At 64.6% G+C, this 20,366-nt stretch carries 17 protein-coding genes; 16 read left to right on the top strand and 1 reads right to left on the bottom strand.

The window, feature by feature from the left end; genetic code table 11:
• The first annotated feature begins 27 nt into the window (after positions 1–27).
• The 11 genes from QME84_01385 to pheT all read left to right on the top strand — a co-directional run bounded on the left by QME84_01385 (position 28) and on the right by pheT (position 13,830).
• On the top strand, positions 28–1,284 hold the full coding sequence (locus QME84_01385; GenBank protein ID MDI6872927.1) for a bifunctional 3,4-dihydroxy-2-butanone-4-phosphate synthase/GTP cyclohydrolase II: 1,257 nt from the start codon (positions 28–30) through the stop codon (positions 1,282–1,284).
• Positions 1,285–1,313: 29 nt separating this feature from the next.
• On the top strand, positions 1,314–1,781 hold the full coding sequence (gene ribE, locus QME84_01390) for a 6,7-dimethyl-8-ribityllumazine synthase (protein ID MDI6872928.1): 468 nt from the start codon (positions 1,314–1,316) through the stop codon (positions 1,779–1,781).
• Between the two features lie 532 nt (positions 1,782–2,313).
• On the top strand, positions 2,314–4,398 hold the full coding sequence (locus tag QME84_01395; protein ID MDI6872929.1) for an HD domain-containing protein: 2,085 nt from the start codon (positions 2,314–2,316) through the stop codon (positions 4,396–4,398).
• 7 nt (positions 4,399–4,405) lie between these two features.
• Positions 4,406–5,389 (top strand): response regulator, encoded by a 984-nt coding sequence (locus QME84_01400; GenBank protein ID MDI6872930.1) that lies wholly within the window; start codon positions 4,406–4,408, stop codon positions 5,387–5,389.
• A 238-nt stretch (positions 5,390–5,627) separates the two neighbouring features.
• Positions 5,628–7,838, top strand: a complete 2,211-nt coding sequence (locus QME84_01405) for an ATP-binding protein (GenBank protein MDI6872931.1) — start codon at positions 5,628–5,630, stop codon at positions 7,836–7,838.
• Positions 7,839–8,180: 342 nt separating this feature from the next.
• Positions 8,181–8,726, top strand: a complete 546-nt coding sequence (gene infC, locus QME84_01410) for a translation initiation factor IF-3 (GenBank protein ID MDI6872932.1) — start codon at positions 8,181–8,183, stop codon at positions 8,724–8,726.
• A 55-nt stretch (positions 8,727–8,781) separates the two neighbouring features.
• On the top strand, positions 8,782–8,979 hold the full coding sequence (gene rpmI, locus QME84_01415; GenBank protein ID MDI6872933.1) for a 50S ribosomal protein L35: 198 nt from the start codon (positions 8,782–8,784) through the stop codon (positions 8,977–8,979).
• Between the two features lie 47 nt (positions 8,980–9,026).
• On the top strand, positions 9,027–9,413 hold the full coding sequence (gene rplT, locus QME84_01420; protein ID MDI6872934.1) for a 50S ribosomal protein L20: 387 nt from the start codon (positions 9,027–9,029) through the stop codon (positions 9,411–9,413).
• A complete protein-coding gene (locus tag QME84_01425; GenBank protein MDI6872935.1) occupies positions 9,406–10,221 on the top strand; it encodes an RNA methyltransferase in 816 nt (271 codons plus the stop codon). Before rplT ends, QME84_01425 begins: the two co-directional genes overlap by 8 nt.
• A gap of 64 nt (positions 10,222–10,285) precedes the next feature.
• Entirely contained in the window at positions 10,286–11,329 is a 1,044-nt protein-coding gene (gene pheS / locus QME84_01430; GenBank protein ID MDI6872936.1) for a phenylalanine--tRNA ligase subunit alpha, read from the top strand.
• Positions 11,330–11,343: 14 nt separating this feature from the next.
• On the top strand, positions 11,344–13,830 hold the full coding sequence (gene pheT, locus QME84_01435; protein MDI6872937.1) for a phenylalanine--tRNA ligase subunit beta: 2,487 nt from the start codon (positions 11,344–11,346) through the stop codon (positions 13,828–13,830).
• 264 nt (positions 13,831–14,094) lie between these two features.
• On the opposite strand, the gene rpsT is transcribed toward pheT, so the two are convergent.
• Complete coding sequence (rpsT, locus tag QME84_01440; GenBank protein MDI6872938.1) at positions 14,095–14,376, bottom strand: 30S ribosomal protein S20; 282 nt, start codon at positions 14,374–14,376, stop codon at positions 14,095–14,097.
• A 129-nt stretch (positions 14,377–14,505) separates the two neighbouring features.
• Between rpsT and lepA the strand changes: the two genes are divergently transcribed.
• From lepA to QME84_01465, 5 genes are all read left to right on the top strand, one after another.
• Positions 14,506–16,320: a translation elongation factor 4 gene (gene lepA / locus QME84_01445; protein MDI6872939.1), complete on the top strand. Its 1,815-nt coding sequence runs from the start codon at positions 14,506–14,508 to the stop codon at positions 16,318–16,320.
• Complete coding sequence (gene hemW, locus QME84_01450) at positions 16,317–17,420, top strand: radical SAM family heme chaperone HemW (protein MDI6872940.1); 1,104 nt, start codon at positions 16,317–16,319, stop codon at positions 17,418–17,420. Before lepA ends, hemW begins: the two co-directional genes overlap by 4 nt.
• Positions 17,421–17,481: 61 nt before the next feature.
• Positions 17,482–18,510 (top strand): heat-inducible transcriptional repressor HrcA, encoded by a 1,029-nt coding sequence (gene hrcA, locus QME84_01455; protein MDI6872941.1) that lies wholly within the window; start codon positions 17,482–17,484, stop codon positions 18,508–18,510.
• A 20-nt stretch (positions 18,511–18,530) separates the two neighbouring features.
• The gene (gene dnaJ / locus QME84_01460; protein ID MDI6872942.1) at positions 18,531–19,640 is read left to right on the top strand and encodes a molecular chaperone DnaJ; all 1,110 of its coding nucleotides are present in this window, start codon (positions 18,531–18,533) and stop codon (positions 19,638–19,640) included.
• Entirely contained in the window at positions 19,637–20,353 is a 717-nt protein-coding gene (locus QME84_01465) for an RsmE family RNA methyltransferase (GenBank protein ID MDI6872943.1), read from the top strand. Before dnaJ ends, QME84_01465 begins: the two co-directional genes overlap by 4 nt.
• Positions 20,354–20,366: the final 13 nt, after the last annotated feature.

Here is a 20,366-nt window from a genome sequence, read left to right on the forward strand (position 1 = left end):
TGAAGCACGAGAAGGAGGAATCGGGCGATGGAGAAGAGGGAAAGCGAGACCGTGATCGCGGATGAGGAAGAAAGAGAGGAGAGACCCTTCGACACCATAGAGGAGGCCATCGAGGAGATCCGGGCGGGCCGGATCATCATCGTGGTGGACGACGAGGACCGGGAGAACGAGGGCGATTTCGTGATGGCCGCGGAGAAGGTCACCCCGGAGGCCATCAACTTCATGGCCAAGTACGGCCGGGGCCTGATCTGCATGCCCTGCATCGCCTCCCGGCTGGACGAGTTGAACATCCACCCCATGGTGGCCGACAACACCTCCACCCACGAGACGGCGTTCACGGTGTCCATCGGCGCCAAGGGGAAGATAACCACCGGCATCTCCGCCTACGACCGGGCGGTCACCATCAAAACGGTCCTGGACCCCAACACCCGCCCGGAGGACATCTCCAAGCCGGGTCACGTCTTCCCCCTCAGGGCGCGGGAGGGCGGGGTACTGCGCCGTGCCGGGCACACCGAGGCCGCGGTAGACCTGGCCCGCCTGGCCGGGCTGTATCCCGCCGGTGTGATCTGCGAGATCATGAACGAAGACGGGACCATGGCCCGCGTGCCCCAGCTGGTGGAGATAAAGAAGCGCTTCGGCCTGAAGATGATCACCATCGAGGACCTGATCCGCTACCGTAACCGCAAGGAGAAGCTGGTGCGCCGGGTGGCCGAGGTGCGCATGCCTACCCAGTACGGCGAGTTCACGGCCATAGGCTACGAGTCCCTGGTGGACGGCAGGTGCCACCTGGCCCTGGTGAAGGGCGAGGTGGCTGGGCAGGAGAATGTGCTGGTAAGGGTGCATTCGGAATGCCTGACCGGGGATGTGTTCGGTTCCCTGCGCTGCGACTGCGGGTTGCAGCTGCGCAAGGCCCTCCAGATGATAGAGGAGGAAGGGCGGGGGGTGCTTCTCTACATCATCGGGCATGAGGGGAGGGGGATCGGCCTTCCTCACAAGCTGCGCGCCTACGAGCTGCAGGAGGAGGGGAAGGATACCGTGGAGGCCAACCTGGAGCTGGGATTCCCTCCCGACGCCAGGGATTACGGCATCGGCGCACAGATACTGCAGGACCTGGGGTTGACCACCATGCGCCTCCTGACCAACAACCCGGCCAAGAGGGTGGGGCTGGAGGGATACGGCCTGAAGGTGGTGGAGCGTATACCTCTGGTGGTGGAGCCCTGCGAGGAGAATTACGCCTACCTGAAGGCAAAGAAGGAGAAGCTGAACCACCTTCTGGATATCTGAGGGAACGAGCGAGGAAAGGAGAAAGGGATATGGCCAGTTACGAAGGCCACCTGGTGGCCAGGGGATTGAGGTTCGCCATCGTAGTCAGTCGCTTTAACGAGTTCATAAGCACCCGGCTCCTGGACGGCGCCCTGGACGCCCTCAAGCGCCACGACGCGGACATGGACCTGGTGGACGTGGCCTGGGTGCCGGGTTCCTTCGAGATCCCCCTGGTGGCCTCCCGGCTGGCGGAGTCCGGGAGGTACGACGCCATCATCTGCCTGGGGGCGGTGATCCGCGGTTCCACCCCGCATTTCGAGTACGTGGCTGCGGAGGTCTCCAAGGGAATAGCCCGTGTCAACCTGGAGAAGGGGGTCCCCGCCGCCTTCGGCATCATCACCGCGGACAGCATCGAGCAGGCGGTGGAAAGGGCGGGCGCCAAGCAGGGCAACAAGGGTTGGCAGGCGGCGCTCACTGCGGTGGAGATGGCCAACCTGCTCAAGGAGATCCCCTCCTGAAATACGTTCTCAGGGCATCCGGCCCAGCAGGCCCGTGATACCTTTCCCCGTTCCTGGGAACTGCCTGGTTGGGGAGACCGGGTGAGGGAAGGATATCCACCCCCATGACGCCTTGCTCTGCCATATCCCCTGCCGTCCCGGGCTTCCCGCGCCGTCTTCATACGCCATGCGAGGCTGGAGATAGAGATTTACCGCGGCTGGCCTTCGAGAGGCTGTGTAACCCTCTTCTTGCGAGTTGGATTCAGCCTCCTGCATCTTCCCCGTCCTGCTCCATCCCATGAGGCTCCAGGTTGCCCAGGGTCTTTTCTCACTACCTTTCCTGCTCACCCGCGTTCGAGCGCCGCCTCAACCACTGCCTTTCACTCCTCTCTCCCTCCTGTGGATACCCTCGCGGGGTTTGATGTCCCCCGTGCAGCTCCTCCTTCCCGGATTCCCCGGAGCGTGCTCTCCCCCTGCTCAAAGGGGCGCATCATGCTGCCGATAAATGAAGACGGCGGCCCTTTTTTGGTCGAGGACCCCCGGGAGGACGGGATTGGCGAGCGAACTCACCTGGGAAAAGGCGCGTGAACCTGAAGACGAGATGCGGAAGGCCATCCAGCCGGAATGCGCCCTTCCTGACCTCGGCGGGGTCCGTGCCCGGGAATCGGCATCCGAGCTCTTCCTGGCCCGGTACATGGAGCTGGTCCGGGCACGCCTGAGCGGAGATGAAGGGCGTCCGGAGGAGCTCGCCTCCCTGGTGGAAGAATGGACGAGACGGGATCCCGGGGCCCGGGAGTGGATGGAAGAGCTCCGCGCGCAGGCCGAGGTTTCACTCCGGGAGGAGATGAAGGTCCTTTCCTCCACCGAGGCGCGCCTGAAAGTGGAAAAGGCGCTCCTGGAGGTAAAGTGCCTTTTCCTGGAGGCCTGCCTCCGAGGCTGCGAGCGCAGGCTGCGGTTCATGGCGGAGAAGTGGCGGCAGATCGAAGACTTCCCGGATACCCTGGCTGCGGTGGTCGATCCCCTGACCCTGGCCAGGGAGGGGCTGGAGCGCCTGAAAACGTTGCTGGGCCTGGAGAGGGCTGCGCTACTGGAGTTGGACCGTGGAGGCCACATGGTCCCCGTGGCCGGTGATACGGCCGGTATAGCCGGCCCGGTCGAGCTGGACGGGGAGGCGGCCGCTCGCTTCCTGGAGGGGCGCGGGACGATAAGCGTCGGGCTGCTGGAGGAATGCGGGGGACGGAAGCTGGGGGAGGGATGGGAGGGAGGCGCCCTGGTTCCCCTGGTGGTGCGGAAACGGGTCACCGGGGGGCTCCTCCTAGGGCGCGTCATGTCGAAGGGGCCGGGGGACGGCGGTTTCCTGGATCTGGAAACGGCGGAAAGGTTCGCCGGGCGGCTGGCCGTGGCCCTGGAGAACGCCCGGCTGCACGAGCGCGAGCAGAGAAAGATCCGGGAGACTCTGGCCCTCCTGGAGATAGCCAGGGTGGTCGGCTCCACCCTGGACCTGGAGGAGATCCTAAACCGCGTGGTGGGGATGGTGGTGGAGGTCTGCCCGGTGACCCTGTGCGCCGCCTACCTGGGCGAGAACGGCGTTTTCCGTCCCCGGGCCTGGCGGGGGTTCATCGAGGAGTTCGCGAGGGGACGGGATAGGGGCGACAGCGTCAGCCTTGCCGACCTTGGCGAGGAAGGAAGGCGGGCCCTCGAGGAAGGAAGGGCGGTCACCCTTCCGGTCGGGGAGGTGGGGAATCTCCTCTCCGGGAACATCCTCGCCGAGCACGGGGTGGAGGAGGTACTCCTGCAGCCGCTGCGCGCGCGGGGCGAGACGGTCGGCTTTCTGGCCCTCTTTCACACCGGTCGCCTGGATGAGGAGGAGGCCTGGGAGGAAAGACAGCTGGCGGAGGCCGTGGCCGCCCAGGCCTCCCTGGCGGTGGAGAACGCCTCCCTGTACGCGGATATAGAGCGGGGTTATTTCTCCACCGTGCAGGCCCTGGCCAAGGCCATCGAGGTGAAGGACCCCTACACCCGGGGACATTCGGAGAGGGTGACCACCTACGCCCTGATGATCGCCGAGGCCATGGGTCTCGACGAGAGGGAGAAGCAGAAGCTGAAGTATGCCGCCACCCTGCATGACATCGGCAAGATAGGCATCGCCGGGAGGGTGCTCAACAAGCCGGGAGCCTTGACCAAGGAGGAATACACCCACGTGAAGACCCACCCCATCCTGGGGGACAGCATCGTGGAGCCGGTGGAATTCCTCCAGGAACCCAGGCCCATCATCCTCCACCATCACGAGCGTTATGACGGGAAGGGGTACCCGGACGGGCTGAAGGGCGAGGACATACCCCTCTGTGCCCGCATCCTCTCCGTGGCCGACGCCTTCGAGGCCATGCGCTCCGACCGTCCCTACCGCAAGGCGCTTCCCCTGGAGGAGGCCCGAAGGGAGCTGGTGCGCAACGCGGGCACCCAGTTCGATCCTCGGGTGGTGGAGGTCTTCCTGGGCATCCTGGACAGGCACGGCGGCGATCCCATCCCCAGGGAAGAGCCCCCAGGGGGGGATGGGAGCGGGGGGCGGCTGCCGGCGGTGGGGACGCCGGAGGAGAAGGCCGGTGCGGCCCGGGAAACGGGCGGCATGGGGAGGTGACGGAGTTTTGTTCGATGAAATCCTGAGGGGCGATTCCTCCCGGGACCAGGATGGGGGGAGGAAGTTCAAGGTGCTGGTGGTGGACGACGACCCCAACATTCGCGAACTCATCGTGGAGACGCTGAACACCGAACGCTTCCACCCCCTGGAGGCGCGGGACGGGAAGGAGGCCCTCGAGCTCTGCGAGCGGGAGAGACCGGACATCGTGGTCCTGGACGTGATGATGCCCGACCTGGACGGGCTGGAGGTGTGCCTCCGCCTGCGGAACGAACTTCTCACCAGCCACATTCCCATCATCCTCCTTACCGCCAAAGGGATGCTCGAGGACAAGATCAGGGGCATGGAGACGGGCGCCGACGATTACATCACCAAGCCCTTCGATCCCCTGGAGCTGGAGGCCCGCATCAACATGCACCTCAGGAGGTCCATCCGCGACGGTGAGGCCAGCCCCCTGACCGGACTGCCCGGCAACCGGGCCATCGAGGAGGTCATCGAGGACCGTATCCTGAAGAGGTGCAAGTTTGCCGTATGTTACGTGGACCTCGACGACTTCAAGGCCTACAACGACCGTTACGGCTTCGTGGCCGGGAGCGAGGTCATCAAGATGACCGCCCAGTGCATTCTGGAGGCCCTGGACAAGTACGGGGAGGAGAGCGACTTCGTGGGCCACATAGGTGGGGACGACTTCATCGTGGTCACCGAGATGGAGAGGGCTCCCCTGATCTCCCAGGAGATAATCCGCCTCTTTGATTCCCGTATCCCCTGCCACTACGAGGATGAGGACCGGGAGAGGGGGTACATCGTGAGCACGGACCGGCGGGGTAACGTGCAGCGTTTTCCCATCATGTCCATAAGCATAGCCGTGGTGCACAACACCTACCGGGAACTGGACCACCCGGGAAAGGTGGCCCAGATCGCCGCCGAGCTTAAGAAATACGTGAAGACCATGCCGGGTAGCAACTTCATCTTCGACCGGCGCCGCCGGGACTGATCCCCGGCGGGGCGGAAGGAGGGACGAATCCGGAGCGTAGTGGACCCGGCTGCGGAGCGGAACGGGGAGCGCGAGCCGGGGGCGCGGGGAAGCCGGGCCAGGGGAACGGCGGAAGGAACGCCTCGGAGATCCCGCCCGGCGGCTCCTGGTTGGTGGGCCGCCTCCGGCCCGTTGCCCGGCGCCGGCTGGAAAGAAGGGAGTGACCCGGAGCGTGGCGCCGAAAGCGGAGGTTAGGACGGTGCAAGGAAGACGCATGGCCCTGCGGCCCCTGGCGCGGAGAGGGGGTCACGTGGGACGGGTGGAGGTCCGGCTCCTTCTGACCTCCACCCGTTTCGTGGCCTCCCTCTTTTGGTTGACCATCGTGGTGGCCACCATGCTCTTCGTCCTTCCCTATTCGGAGCGCAACACCTCGCCCGTGTTCCCCTGGTTCGTGGCCATGTCCATCGTCGTCTACCTGGGACACCGCTTCTTCCCCTACGAGGGATACCATCCCTGGGCCTTCTCCCTCCTGCTCCTGGCCACCGACGCCCTGGTGGCCATGATGGTCTACCTCACGGGAGGAAGCCGGAGCGGCCTGTCCCTGCTTTACCTGACCGTGATCATCTTCTCCTCCGCTTACTTCGACCTCCTGGAGACCCTGCTTTTCACCGCCGTAACCTCCGCCGTCTACTTCGCGCCCTTCCTCTACGAGAGGATGGATCTCGCCACCCTGAAGGAGATGGCCATGTCCGTGCCGGTGTATTTCCTCATCGCCCTCAGCGGCTTCTTCGTCATCAGCAAGGCCAGGGAGCAGGAAAGGGAAAAGAAAAAACTTTCGGACATCATCGACCGGGCGGACCGCAAGAACCGCGAACTCTCCGAGCTCTACGCGGCCTCCATCCGCTTCGCTTCCACCCTGAACCCGGAGGAGATAATCGAGGTCCTGGAGGAGAAGGCGGGCAACCTGGTCCCCGCCGACGCCATGCTGGTCTGCCTTTACGAGGGAGGGGAGGTCCTTCGGTTGCGTTCCTCCCGAAACCTCCGGGACGGCGAGGCCTTCCTCTCCCATCCCCCGGAGGCCAACCCCCTGTACGTGGCCGCCTCGGCCGTCCTTCCGGTGACCATCACCCGGGCCGACGAGGATCCCCGTTTCGACCCTTACATGAGGGAGGTGGGTTTCTCCTCCATGATCTGCGTGCCCCTTTTCGCCAGCAGCAGTGTGATCGGGGTCCTGGCCTGCCTCTCGCGGCTGGAAGAGGCCTACGACGACGACGACGCGCGGGTCCTGCTCACCCTGGCCAGCGAGGCGGCGCTGGCCCTGGAGAAGGCCGGGCTGTACAGGACCACCCTGGAGGACAAGAGCAAGATCGAGACCATCATCAACAGCCTGACCGACGCCCTCCTGGTGCTGGACCGCGAAGGGAAGGTGGTGCTGGCCAACCCCACCGCCTTGCGCCTCTTCGGGCTGTGGACTGGAGCCCCGGAGGAGCCCATAGGGAGGACCTTGAGGCGGGCGGAAGGAGAGGTCGAGTTCCGGGAGGTCGGGCTGGAGGAGGCCCTTCGCTCGGTGTTGCTCGAGGGCCGGCAGGTGAAGAACGAGATGGTCCTCAAGGCCGAGAGCGCCATATATTTCCAGGTAATGTGGCTTCCGCTCCGCGATTCAACGGGCGGTGTCATCGGGGCGGTGGTCATCCTCCACGACGTGACCGATTTCGTGGAGCTGGACCGCATGAAGTCCAACTTCATCTCCATGGTGTCCCATGAACTCAAGACGCCCCTGACCTCCATCAAGGGTTTCGTGCGCCTGCTGGATGCCGGCAGGGTGGGGCCGGTGAACGAGAAGCAGCGCCGTTACCTGGAGATAGTGCTTCAGCAGACGGAATCCCTGACCAAGATCATCGAGGACCTGCTGGACCTGTCCAGGATCGAGGCAGGGATAATCGAGGTGCGCAGGGAGAAGGTGGACCTGCGCGGGGTGGCGGAGGGAGTGATGATCGGGCTGGAGAACCTTGCCCGCGAGAAGGGAGTGGAGGTGTACCTGGAGATGCCCGAAGGGCTCCCGCCCGTCGCCGGGGACCCGGAGCGCCTGAGACAGGTCTTCACCAACCTTATCCACAACGCCCTGAAGTTCACCCCTTCCGGGGGCAAGGTTCACATGCGGGCCCGGGAGATGGACGGTGAATGCCTGGTGGAGGTGGAGGACACCGGTATCGGTATATCCCCCCAGGACCTGCCCAGGATATTTGACAAGTTCTACCAGGTGGATTCCTCGTCCACGCGTCACCAGAGCGGTACCGGGCTGGGTCTTTCCATATCCCGGGAGTTGATCACCGCCCAGGGGGGCAGGATGTGGGCGGAGAGCGAGAAGGGGAAGGGCACCACCTTCAAGTTCACCGTACCCTTATGGGATGGGGCGAATCCGGTGAAGGCGGAGACGGGACGGGAGGGGACGGGCGAATCGGGATCGTAAAGCGCCGGCACCCCCTCTCCGGCTACACCTACTACGCTTACTCCCCTTACGGGAAAAAGAGGAGAATGCGCCTCATCCGGATGCATTCCAAGCCGATCTCCGTGGATCCTCCCCGTGTTCCTGGTGAAGGCAGGCGCTTGGTTCCCGGTCCAGGAAGTACGCCTTCGGATTTTTCATGACCCGGGGCTAAATGCCTGTTGCCTTGGGGGAAAGGATAAACTATACTTTTGCCTCGAACAACAGAAGATGCAAGTAGAAGCGGTTTCGCTTCTCACCCTGGGCCACCGGCTCACAGGGTTTGGGAGAGCCCGTGGATAGCGGGGAAACCGCTATCCTTTTCGTTTGGCGCGGGAGGGATGTCCTATAGAAAAACACGTGCGCGTGAACGACGGGATCCGGGCCAGGGAAGTCCGGGTGGTGGGACCGGACGGAAAACAGATAGGGATAAAGCCGCTGCAGGAAGCCCTGCGCCTGGCCGAGGAGATGGACCTGGACCTGGTGGAGGTGGCCCCCCTGGCGGATCCCCCGGTCTGCAAGATCATGGACTACGGGAAGTACCGCTACGAGCAGACCGTGAAGATGAAGGAGGCGCGCAAGAAGCAGGCCGTGGTCAGCTTCAAGGAGATGAAGATGCGCCCCAAGATAGACCGCCATGACTACGAGATAAAGAAGAGGCACATCGAGAGGTTCCTGAAGGCCGGCCACAAGGTGAAGGTCACGGTGATGTTCCGGGGAAGGGAGATGACCCACACCGAGAAGGGCTTGGGGCTCCTCCAGCAGCTAGCCGAGGAGGTGTCCGAGCTGGGCACCGTAGAGTCGGAGCCCAAGCTGGAGGGGAGGAACATGCAGATGATCCTGGCCCCGGTGAATCCGGCCAGGAAGGGATGAGCCCTCGTGCCCCCGGAACGGATGAGAGATATAGGAAGAAGGAAGTGAGGAGAACATGCCCAAGATGAAGACCCACAGGGGCGCCGCCAAGCGCTTCGAGATAACCGGGAGCGGCAGGATAAGGCGACGGAAGGGATACGGAAGCCACCTGCTGGTGAAGAAGAGTTCCCGGCGAAAGCGCACCTATCGCGTGAAGCAGGAGGTCTCTCCGCACGATGCCTTCAACGTGAGGAAGCTCCTGCGGCTGGGCTGAGGGGCGGCGGCCTCTACCCGATCTCATTTGGAAAGGGATGGTGGACCATGTCCAGAACCAGGCACTCCGTAGCCAGGAGGAAGAGAAGGAAGAAGATCTTGGCCATGGCCAAGGGCTATCGGGGGGCGCGCAGCCGCACCTTCCGCAGCGCCCACGAGCAGGTCATGCATTCCCTGCAGTACGCCTACCGAGATCGGCGGGCGAGGAAGAGGGACTTCCGCCGGCTGTGGATAACCCGCATCAACGCCGCCGCCCGGTTGAACGGCATGTCCTACAACCGCTTCATCCGGGGGTTGAAGCTGGCGGAGGTAGAGGTGAACCGCAAGGTGCTGGCGGACCTGGCGGTGAACGATCCCGCCTCCTTCTCCGAGCTGGTAAGGATAGCCAGGGAGCATCTGGAGAGCGAAACGGAGGCGAAGGAGGCGAGTGCCTGATGGGGTTCGCCTGGCGGGAATCATAGAGAGCCCGAAGAACGAACGCATAAGGCGTTACCGCCGCCTGCTCAAGCGTACCTTCCGCTACCGCGAGGGACGGTTCCTGGCCGAGGGAATGAAGGCGGTGGCCGAATCCCTGGAGGCTTCCCTTCCTCCCGAATGTATCATCTGCGATGAAAAGGGGCTGCGGGCCCTGGAAGCCTATTCCGACTACCTGCAAAAGAGGAACGTCCCCTGTTTCCAGGCCGCCCCTGCGGTCATGGAGCTTCTCACCTCCACGGTCACCCCCCAGGGAGTGGTCGCCGTATGCCCCATGTTGCACCAGCCCCTGGAGGAATTCCTGGCCGACGGGCCGCCCGTGCTCCTGGTGGCGGACCGGGTGCGGGACCCCGGCAACCTGGGAACCATGGTGCGCATCGCCGATGCCGCGGGTGCGGGAGGAGTGATCGTCTGCTCCGAGAGCGTGGACCTCTACAACCCGAAGACGGTGCGCAGCACGGCGGGTTCCATCTTTCACCTCCCGGTATGCGTGGGCCTGGAAGCGGAAACGGTGCTCAAGTCGCTGAAGGAAGCCGGATACGCCCTGGTGGTGGCCGATGCCCGGGAAGGCACGGTGGTCTGGGAGGTGGAATGGCCGGAGCGGACGGCCCTGGTGATGGGGAACGAGGCCTGGGGGGTTCCGGAGCAGGAGGAGGAGATGGCGGACGGCCGGGTGAGGGTGCCTATCACCGGCCGGGCCGAGTCCCTCAACGTGGCCGCCGCCACGGCGGTCATCCTCTACGAGATACTGCGCAAGAGGTGGAGATGAATTCGTTGTAACGAGTTTTCTCAAGAGAGGTGAAGCCATGATCCCCGAGGAGCTGGAGGAGGAGATGCTGGCCCATCCCCGCCTGGGGCCGGTGTACAGGAGATTGAAGGAAGACCTGGCGAGGGCGGCGGACGGTCGAAGCCTGGAGGAAATAAGGGTCGCCTACCTGGGCAGGAAGGGCGCGGTCACCGCCGTGCTGCAGGGCATCAAGGACCTGCCCCCCGAGGAGAGACGGAGCACGGGTCGGCTGGGCAACCTGCTCAAGGAGGGGCTGGAGGAGGAGCTGGCCTCCCGTCTGGAACGCATCCGGGAGGCGGAGATGGAGGAATCCCTGCGCCGGGAAAGGCTGGACATCTCCCTTCCGGGGAGACGCATACCCTACGGCACCCGTCATCTCCTTTCCTCCATCATCGAGGAGATAGAGGACATCTTCATTGGCCTCGGATACCGGGTGGCGGAAGGGCCGGAGGTGGAGCTGGACTATTACAACTTCGAGGCCCTCAATACCCCGGATTGGCATCCCTCCAAGTCCCTGCAGGACACCTTCTACGTGGAGGTCCCCGGGAGCGAGCGGCGGGACGTGCTCCTGCGCACTCACACCTCGCCAGTGCAGATAAGGGTCATGGAATCCACCCCACCCCCCATTTATATCATCGCCCCCGGCAAGGCCTATCGGCATGACGTCCCGGACGCCACCCACTCTCCCATGTTTCACCAGGTGGAGGGACTGGCCGTGGACGAGGGCCTTTCCCTGGGGGACCTCAAGGGTACCCTGGTAACCTTTGCCAAGAGGATGTTCGGGGAGGACCGGGAGGTCCGCTTCCGTCCCCACTTCTTCCCCTTCACCGAGCCCAGCGCGGAGGTGGACGTGTCCTGCAACATGTGTGGGGGAGCCGGGTGCCGGGTGTGCAAGGGAACGGGATGGCTGGAGATCCTGGGCGCCGGTATGGTGGACCCCAACGTCTTCGCCTACGTGGGATACGATGCGGAGAAGTGGAGCGGGTTCGCCTTCGGCATGGGCGTGGAACGCATCGCCCTCCTCAAGTACGGCGTGCCGGACATCCGCTACTTCTTCGACAACGACCTGCGGTTGCTGAGGCAGTACTGAGGGGGTGGAGATGGATGCGCGTTCCCTTGAAGTGGCTTGCGGAGTACGTGGACCTGGTTCTGGACGCCGAGGAGCTGGCGGAACTCCTCACCGCTTCCGGTACTTCCGTGGAGGGAGTGGAGAAGGTGAGCGGAGGATGGACGGGGTGCGTGGTGGGGAGGATTCTCGAGGTTTCGCCTCATCCTTCCGCCGACCGCCTTATCGTGTGCCGGGTTGACGTGGGGGGAGCGACCAGGGACATCGTCTGCGGCGCCCCCAACGTGCGGCCGGGGATGATCTCCCCGGTGGCCCTCCCTGGCAGCAGGCTGCCCGACGGGACGGCCATCGGGGAAGCGGAGATACGGGGGGTGGTCTCCTCCGGAATGCTGCTCTCGGAGAGGGAGCTGGGCATATCCGACGACGCCGCCGGCATCATGGAGCTCGACGAGGGGCTCGAGCCGGGAAGGGACCTTTCCGAGGCCCTGGACGTGGAGGACATCGTCCTCGTCCTGGAAATAACTCCCAATCGGCCCGACTGCCTGAGCATGCTGGGCGTGGCTCGGGAGGTGGCTGCCCTCACCGGGCGCGAGGTCCGCCGGCCGCAGTTCAGCCTGGTCGAAGAGGGCGAGCCCACCGCCGCCGAGGTGAAAGTGGAGATCCTGGAAGCGGAGAGATGCCCGCGCTACGTGGCCCGGCTCATCGAGGAGGTGAGGATCGGCCCCGCGCCCTGGTGGATGAGGAACCGGCTGCGCGCCGCCGGAATGCGCCCCATAAACAACGTGGTGGACGTCACCAACTACGTGATGCTCGAGCTGGGGCAGCCGCTGCACGCCTTTGATTATCACCTCCTGCGGGAGGGGCATATCATCGTCCGCTGCAGGCGGGACGGCGAACGCCTCACCACCCTCGACGGGGTGGAGAGGGAGCTCCACCCCGAGGACCTTCTCATCTGCGACCCCGATGGCCCGGTAGCCCTGGCGGGGGTGATGGGCGGGGAGAACACCGAGGTAAACCCGGGCACGGTGAAGGTTCTCCTGGAGTCAGCCCACTTCAGCGCCCCGGGCATCATGCTTACCTCCCGGAGGCACGACCTCTCCTCGGAGGCCGCCTACCGGTTCGAGAGAGGGGTCGATCCCGCGGGTTGCCTCTATGCCGCCGACCGCGCCGCCTTCCTCATGCGGGAGATCGCCGGAGGCAAGGTACGTCCCGGGGCGGTGGACGTGGTGGCCAGGCCGGAGGTGCTGGCCCTGCGGGAGCTGCGCCTGAGGGTACAAAGGGCCGCAAGGCTGATCGGGATATCCCTTTCCGCGTCCGAGGCCCGCAGGATACTCGAATCGCTGGAGCTGGAGGTATACCCGGGGGAGGAGAGCGGGGAGGCCTCCGCCGGCGGGGAAAAGGAAGGGTCCTCGCTTCCCCCGCATGTTGCCGGGACGGCGGGAGGCGGGGAGGTCCTGCAGGTTAAAGTGCCTACCTTCCGGCCGGACCTGGAGAGGGAGATCGACCTGGTGGAGGAGCTGGCCCGCATCTACGGCTACCAGAGGGTACCCGCCACCCTGCCCCGCACCCCCAACAACGTGGGCTTCCTCACCCGGGAGCAGAGGTTGCGCCGGGAGATAGCCCGGATCATGGTGGGTTGCGGTCTGCACGAGGCCATCACCTGGGCCTTCATCCCCTCCTGGTGGATGGACCTGCTTGACCCGCAGGGAAAGCGCCTGCCGAAGAATCCCCTGCGCCTGCGCAACCCGTTGAGCGAGGAGGCTTCCGTGATGCGCTCCACGCTGCTCCCCGGGCTTTTGGAAGCAGCGCGCTTCAATCTCAACCGGCGGATCGCGGACGTCCATCTCTTCGAGATGGGGCGGGTCTTCGTGCCGGAACAAGAGGGAGACCTGCCCCGTGAGCCCCTGCTCCTAGGTTGCCTGGTGACCGGCAGGTGGATGCCCAAGGACTGGGACCAGGAGCCGGTGGAGGCGGATTTCTTCGTCCTGAAGGGGATCCTGGAGACACTTGCACGTGCCCTGCACGTGGAGGAATGGTCCCTGCGGAGGTCCGAGTACCCCTTCCTGCACCCGGCCAGGAGCGCGGAGGTGATGCTGGGGGACAGGGTGGCGGGATACCTGGGAACCCTTCACCCCCGGCTGGTGGAGGCCCTGGACATCAAGAACGGGGTAGAGGTAATGGAGCTGGACGTCTCCACCCTGGTGGAAGCGGCGCGGACGGTACCTCCCTACCGGGACATCCCCCGCTTCCCCTCCGTGCAGATGGACCTGGCGGTGGTGGTGCGCGAGGAAGTGGACGCCGCGGAAGTGGAGGGGGTTATCCGGGAGGCGGGAGGAGAGTTGCTGCGCGAGGTACGGCTCTTCGACCTCTACCGCGGCGGGCAGCTGGCCGAGGGAGAGAAGAGTCTGGCCTACGCCCTGGTCTTCTACGCCTTGGACAGGACCCTCCGGGACGAGGAAGCCCACCAGGTCGTGGAGAGGATCGTGAAGGCGCTGGGAGAGAGGCTGGGCGCCCGCCTCCGCTGAACCCGCCACCCTAGGACCACGACCACCGGGCTGGCGCGGATGAGCATGGAGTGAGCCTCCCCTCGTCGGCGTAAAATGGTCCACCGGATACGATGGTGAAGGTGCGAGAACGGTCATTGTGAGGACTGGGAACCCGCCTGCGCCGACCCGAGGCCGGTGCCCACGTCCGCCGAACCCACGCAGAAGAATGACTCACCCTTTCCGCCTTTTACGATAAAGGGACACCTTGAGGTGAGGCGAAGAGGTCCTCGGGAAGCCTCCGGTTCAGGCCTCCGCTTGGCTGAGGAAAGCGCGGTTGAATTTGCGCATGATGCGCGACTTGCGGTTGGCGGCGTTGTTCTTGTGGATGATGCCGTCACCCGCCGCCTTGTCCAGGGCCTTCACCGCTTTCTTGAGGTAAAGCTCGCTCTCCTCCCGGTCGCCGCGCTGCAGAGCGGCCTCGAACTTGCGGATATAGGTCTTGATTTCCGATTTGCGGGAACGATTGCGCAGGCGGCGCTTGGCGGCCTGGCGCATGCGCTTCTCCTGCTGCTTGATGTTGGGCAAGGGCCATTCCTCCTTTCCTCAAACAGCGCCCATTTTAGCACAACCTGCGTGCCTGGCAAAGGGATTGACGGAACGGCGTGGGCCTGTCCGCAGCGTGACGGCTGATATAATTACCTCGGTGTTTATGACATGGAAAGGGACAGGATTAGGAACTTCTGCATCATCGCCCACATAGACCACGGCAAATCCACCCTGGCGGACAGGTTCCTGGAGATCACGGAGACCGTCCCCCGGCAGAAAATGGCCGATCAGTATCTGGACCGCATGGAGCTGGAGCGGGAACGGGGCATCACCATCAAGGCCCAGGCAGTGCGCATGGAATGGTCTCCTGAACCGGGTGACGTCTACCGCCTCAACCTCATCGACACCCCGGGGCACGTGGACTTCTCCTACGAGGTTTCCCGGAGCCTGGCCGCCTGCGAGGGAGCCGTCCTCCTGGTGGACGCCGCCCAGGGGGTGGAGGCCCAGACGGTGGGGAACGCCTACCTGGCGGTGGAGGCGGGCCTTTCCATCATTCCGGTGGTGAACAAGATAGACCTGCCCGCGGCGGACATGGAGGGAACAAGTATGGAGCTGGCCGACCTCCTGGGGGTCGATCCCGCCGAGGTCATGGGGGTTTCGGCCAAGACCGGCGAGGGGGTGGAGGAGCTCCTGCGCCGGGTGGTAGAGGAGGTCCCTCCCCCGGGAGGAGACCCGGAGCTTCCCCTGCGGGCCCTGGTCTTCGACTCTTCCTACGACACCTACCGGGGTGTGGTGGCCTTCATCCGCGTGATGGAGGGAAGGGTAGCCAAGGGGGACCGGGTCCTGTTCATGGCCTCGGGAACCCGGGCCGAGGTGGACGAGGTGGGTTATTTCTCCCCCGACATGACCTCCTGCCAGGAACTGGAAGCAGGGGACGTGGGCTACATCATCACCGGGGTCAAGGATGTGAGCCGCATCAAGGTGGGGGATACGGTCACCGGATACGACCGCCCGGCCGCGGAACCCCTCCCCGGCTACCGCGAGCCCAAGCCCATGGTCTTCGCCGGCATCTATCCCGTGGACTCCGATGACTTCCAGGAGCTGGAAGAGGCCCTGCAGAGGCTGAAGCTTAACGACGCCGCCCTCACCTTCACCCGGGAGAACTCCAAGGCCCTGGGGTTCGGCTTCCGCTGCGGTTTCCTGGGGCTTTTGCACATGGAGATCGTCCAGGAGCGGCTGGAGAGGGAATACGGCCTGGACCTGGTGATCACCGCGCCCAACGTGGTCTACGAGGTGGAAAAGAGGAACGGCGAAGTCATCCACATCCACAGCCCCTCCGAGCTCCCGGACATGGCCGTGGTGCGCGAGATACGCGAGCCCTACGTACAGGCCACCATCCTGGTTCCCCCGGATTACGTGGGACCGGTGTTGGAGCTGGTCAAGGAGCGGCGGGGCGTATACCAGGACATGACCTACCTCTCGGGGCGACGCGTCGAACTCCGCTGCCGCCTCCCCCTGGCGGAGATGGTGGTGGACTTCTACGACCAGCTCAAGTCGCGAAGCCGGGGATACGCTTCCCTGGACTACGAGCACCTGGGCTTCCTTCCCGGGGACCTGGTGAAGCTGGACATCCTTATTCACGGCGAGCCGGTGGACGCCCTGTCCTCCATCGTGGAGAGGGGGCGAGCCCACGAGTTCGGGAAGCGGGTGGTGGTGAGGCTGCGGGAGCTCATCCCCCGCCAGCTCTTCGACGTGCCCGTGCAGGCGGCGGTGGGCAGCCGGGTGGTGGCCCGGGAGACCATCAAGGCCCGGCGCAAGGACGTCCTGGCCAAATGTTACGGAGGTGACGTGACGCGCAAGAAGAAACTCCTGGAAAAGCAGAAGGAAGGCAAGAAGAGAATGAAGATGGTGGGGAAGGTGGAGATCCCCCAGGAGGCTTTCATCTCCGCCCTCCGCATGGGAAGGGAGGAGAGGCCAAGATGAGGCTGTATGTCCACTGGCCCTTCTGCCACCGCCGCTGCCCGTACTGTGATTTCGTGGCCCGCACGGCGAACCGTCGCCTCATGCGAGAATACGCCGTGGCTCTCAGGAAGGAACTGGAAATACGCGCCGGTGGGATCCGTCGGGGAGCCGGCTTACGCTCCCTGTACCTGGGCGGCGGAACGCCGTCCACCCTGTCCGGCGGAGAGGTGGGCGAGCTGGTGTCCCTGGTGGGGCGGTTGTTCGGATTCCGGCGGAATGCGGAGATCAGCGTGGAGGTGAACCCCGCCACCTGGGGGATGGAGGACTTCCGGCGGGCGCGGCTCGCGGGGGTGAACCGGGTGAGCATCGGGGCCCAGTCGATGGAGGATGGTTGCCTGTGTCGACTGGGAAGATTATACGATTCCGAAGAGGTGCGGAGGGCGGTGAAGAATGCCCGCCGCGCCGGCATACCTTCCGTGTCCCTGGATCTGCTCTATGGTCTTCCACTCGGCTGGGGCGGCTACCTGGGGAAAGACCTGGAAAGGGCCCTCGAGCTCTCGCCCCATCACCTGAGCCTGTATGCCCTCACCCTCCATCCCGGTACGCCTCTGGCGGACGCCGTGCTACGCGGGGAAGTTCTCCTACCCGACGAGGACGAGGTGGCGGATGAGTACCTCATGGCCAGGGAAATTCTGGCGGAGGCCGGATACCTCCATTACGAGATTTCCAATTTCTGCCTTCCGGGACACGAGTGCCGACACAACATGGCCTACTGGAGGCGTGAAGAATACCTGGGAGTGGGAGCGGGCGCCCATTCGCTGTGGAGGGGACGGCGCTTCCGGAACCGGGAAAGCGTCCTGGGCTACCTCAATGACCTCCGGAAAGGAGAACTTCCCGTGGCGGAAGAACAGAACCTGGAGGGGAAGGAGATCCGGGAGGAGAGGATAATGCTCGGGCTGCGTACATCCAGGGGAGTGCCGGAGCGTCTTTTGGGGAAGACCGAGAAGATAGCGGAAATGGAATCCCTGGGACTGCTGCGCAGAACCGGGAGGCGCGTGTTTCTCACCCCGCCTGGGATGTTGCTCTCCAACGCGGTGATCGCCGACCTCATGTGCGCTTGACGGGCCGTTGCCGCTGCGGGTAACTTATTTATTGAGTAGCACTCAAAGGAGGAGAGTGCTAATGCTGGACAAGAGGCAGCAGAAGATACTCAAGGCGGTCGTCTACAAGTATATAATGACCGGGGTCCCGGTGGGCTCCAAGTCCCTGGCGGAAAGCCTAAATTTGGGCATCAGCCCGGCCACCATACGCAACGAGCTGAACAAGCTGGAGGGGATGGGCTATCTCTACCAGCCCCACGTCTCCGCCGGGAGGGTGCCTACGCCCCTGGGATACCGTTTCTACGTGGATTCCCTCATCGGACGCACCCGCCTGCGGGAGGAGGAGAAGGAGGCCATCCTCACCCTCTTCTCCAGCAAGACCAAGGAGCTCGAGGACCTGCTCCAGGAGACCACCAACCTGCTTTCCCGTCTAACCAGCACGGCGGCCATGGTCATAGCCCCCACCCTCCGCCGCAACCTCATCAAGCATGTCGACCTGGTGAGGCTGGCCGGGGAGGCTATGCTCCTGGTGATCATCACCGACACCGGACGCGTGGAGAAGAAGCTCCTGGACCTGGAAACGGGGGAACAGGAAGTGGACCTGGACGCGGTGCAGGGATATCTGAACCGCCACCTGCAGGGAAAGGGCTCCGAGGACCTGCGGGAATTCCGCGCAAGAAAGGGCATGCGCGACCCCAGGGCCGCGCGGCTGGCCGAGAGGGTGGTGGAGACCATAAGGGACATCCTCACCCAGGACCAGTACGAGAAGATCTACGTGGGCGGGACCACCAACCTGCTCCGCTACCTGGACGAGGAGGGCAGGAGCCGCATAGAAAGCCTGCTCCGGCATTTCGAGGAACAGTATTTCCTCCTCAACCTGCTCGGAGAGGTCATCCGGGCCAAGGAGCTCACCGTGCGCATCGGGGACGAGAACGTCTTCAAGGAGCTGCAGTACTTCAGCCTGGTGGCCACCCCGTACGCGGTGGGCGAGGAGACCATGGGGACGGTCAGCGTCCTGGGACCCACGCGCATGGACTACGCCAGGGTGATCCCCACTGTGGACTTCATCGCCAAATCCCTCAGCCGCACCCTGGAGATGCTGAGGGGTTGAGGGGGTGAAGTGTGGGTATCATGAAGGACTATTATGCGGTTCTGGGCGTTTCCCGGCACGCGGATCAGGAGGAGATCAAGAAAGCCTACCGAAAGCTGGCTCGCCGCTACCACCCCGACGTGAACCGCGGCGATCGCGAGGCCGCAGAGCGCTTCAAGGAGATAAACGAGGCCTACGAGGTCCTTGGTGATCCCGCCAAGAGGAGGAGGTACGACCTCTACGGGGACGCCTCCGGCACGCCCTCCGTCTTCGAGCGCGGCTTCGAGGGCTTCGGAGATCCCTTCGATGGCCTGTTCGACCTTTTCTTCGGAAGGGGGCGCACCCGCACGGCTCACGCCCCTCGCAGAGGAAGCGACCTGGTGGCGGTGGTGGAGATAACCTTGGAGGAAGCCTACCGGGGCGTGGACAAGGTGGTGGAGGTCCCCCGCCACATGACCTGCGATTCCTGTGGCGGGACCGGGGTGGAGAGCGGTTACGCCATGGACCTTTGTCCGGAGTGCGGAGGGGAGGGGAGGATAACCCACATCCGGCGCAGCGCCTTCGGCACCTTCACCTCCTCTACCACCTGCCGGCGCTGCGGGGGCCAGGGGGAGATAAACACCCACCCCTGTCCCCGCTGCGGCGGATCGGGGGCGGTGGAGGCCGTGGACCCCGTGGAGGTGGAGATACCGGCGGGTATCGACGATGGGGACCGCATACGCGTGCCGGAAAAGGGCGAGGCGGGATTCCTGGGAGGCCCACCCGGCGACCTCTACGTGGAGGTGCACGTGGCGGAACACGAGTTCCTGCAACGGGAGGGTAACGACCTCCGAGCGGTGGTGGAACTGGGCATGGCGGAGGCCGCCCTGGGCACGGTAGTGGAGGTACCCACCCTGGACGGGACGGAGAAGCTCACCATTCCCGCCGGCAGCCAGCCCGGCCAGGTCTTCCGACTCCCGGGCAAGGGGATGCCTCGCCTACGTTCCCGGGGCAGAGGCGACCTGTACCTGGTGCTGGACGTCCAGGTGCCCCACGACCTCACGGCGGAACAGAGGAGGCTCCTGGGGGAATTCCAGAGATTGGAATCCGAGAAACGCAAAGGGCAGGGCTGGCGGGAACGTTTGAGAAAGGCGATGAGGCCCCAGCATTGACGATCGCCAGGTTCTACCTCGAGGATCTCGCGGAAACCGCGGACTGCGTCTATCTTGAGGACGAGGAGCATCATCACGTCCGGGTCCTGCGCCTAAGGCGCGGCGAGGAGGCCCTTCTGCTGGACGGCAGGGGGATGGTCTACCGCGCGGTGGTGGCCGAGATAACGCCCCGCCGCACCAGGCTCGAGATCCTGGACCGACGCCGGGAGGAGGAGGAAAGGCCGCGTTTCCTCCTCTACCAGTCAACGCTTCCCTCCTCCCGCATGGAGGAAGCGCTGCGGCGCAGCGTTGAGCTGGGGGTCGGCGGGGTTATCCCCTTCCTCTCCCGGCGCTCGCGCCCCCTTCCGGACCCCGGAAGGCTGGAGAGATGGCGTCGGGTGGTCCGGGATGCCTCCCGGGTGGCCGGCAGGGCTTACCTGCCTCGGGTGGAGGAGCCCCTGACCTGGGAGGGGTTGATAGGATGCGTTTCCTCCTCGCCCGTGACCCTGCTGGCCGATGAGCGGGGCGGTATCCGCGTTGCGGAAGCGCTTCGCGGGATGGAGGAAGAGGTGGCCTTGCTGGTGGGGCCGGAAGGCGGATTCGAGATTGAGGAAAGGGAACAGCTCCTCAAGGCGGGAGCCGTCTCCGTGACCCTGGGCAGGTACAACCTGCGTGCGGAGTCGGCGGGCGCGGTCATGCTTGCCGCGGGAAGGGCCTTTTTCGGGCTCTTGTAGAGTTTTTTGAAAA

The sequence above is a fragment of the Actinomycetota bacterium genome, from assembly GCA_030019255.1.
Lineage (GTDB): Bacteria > Actinomycetota > Geothermincolia > Geothermincolales > RBG-13-55-18 > Solincola_A.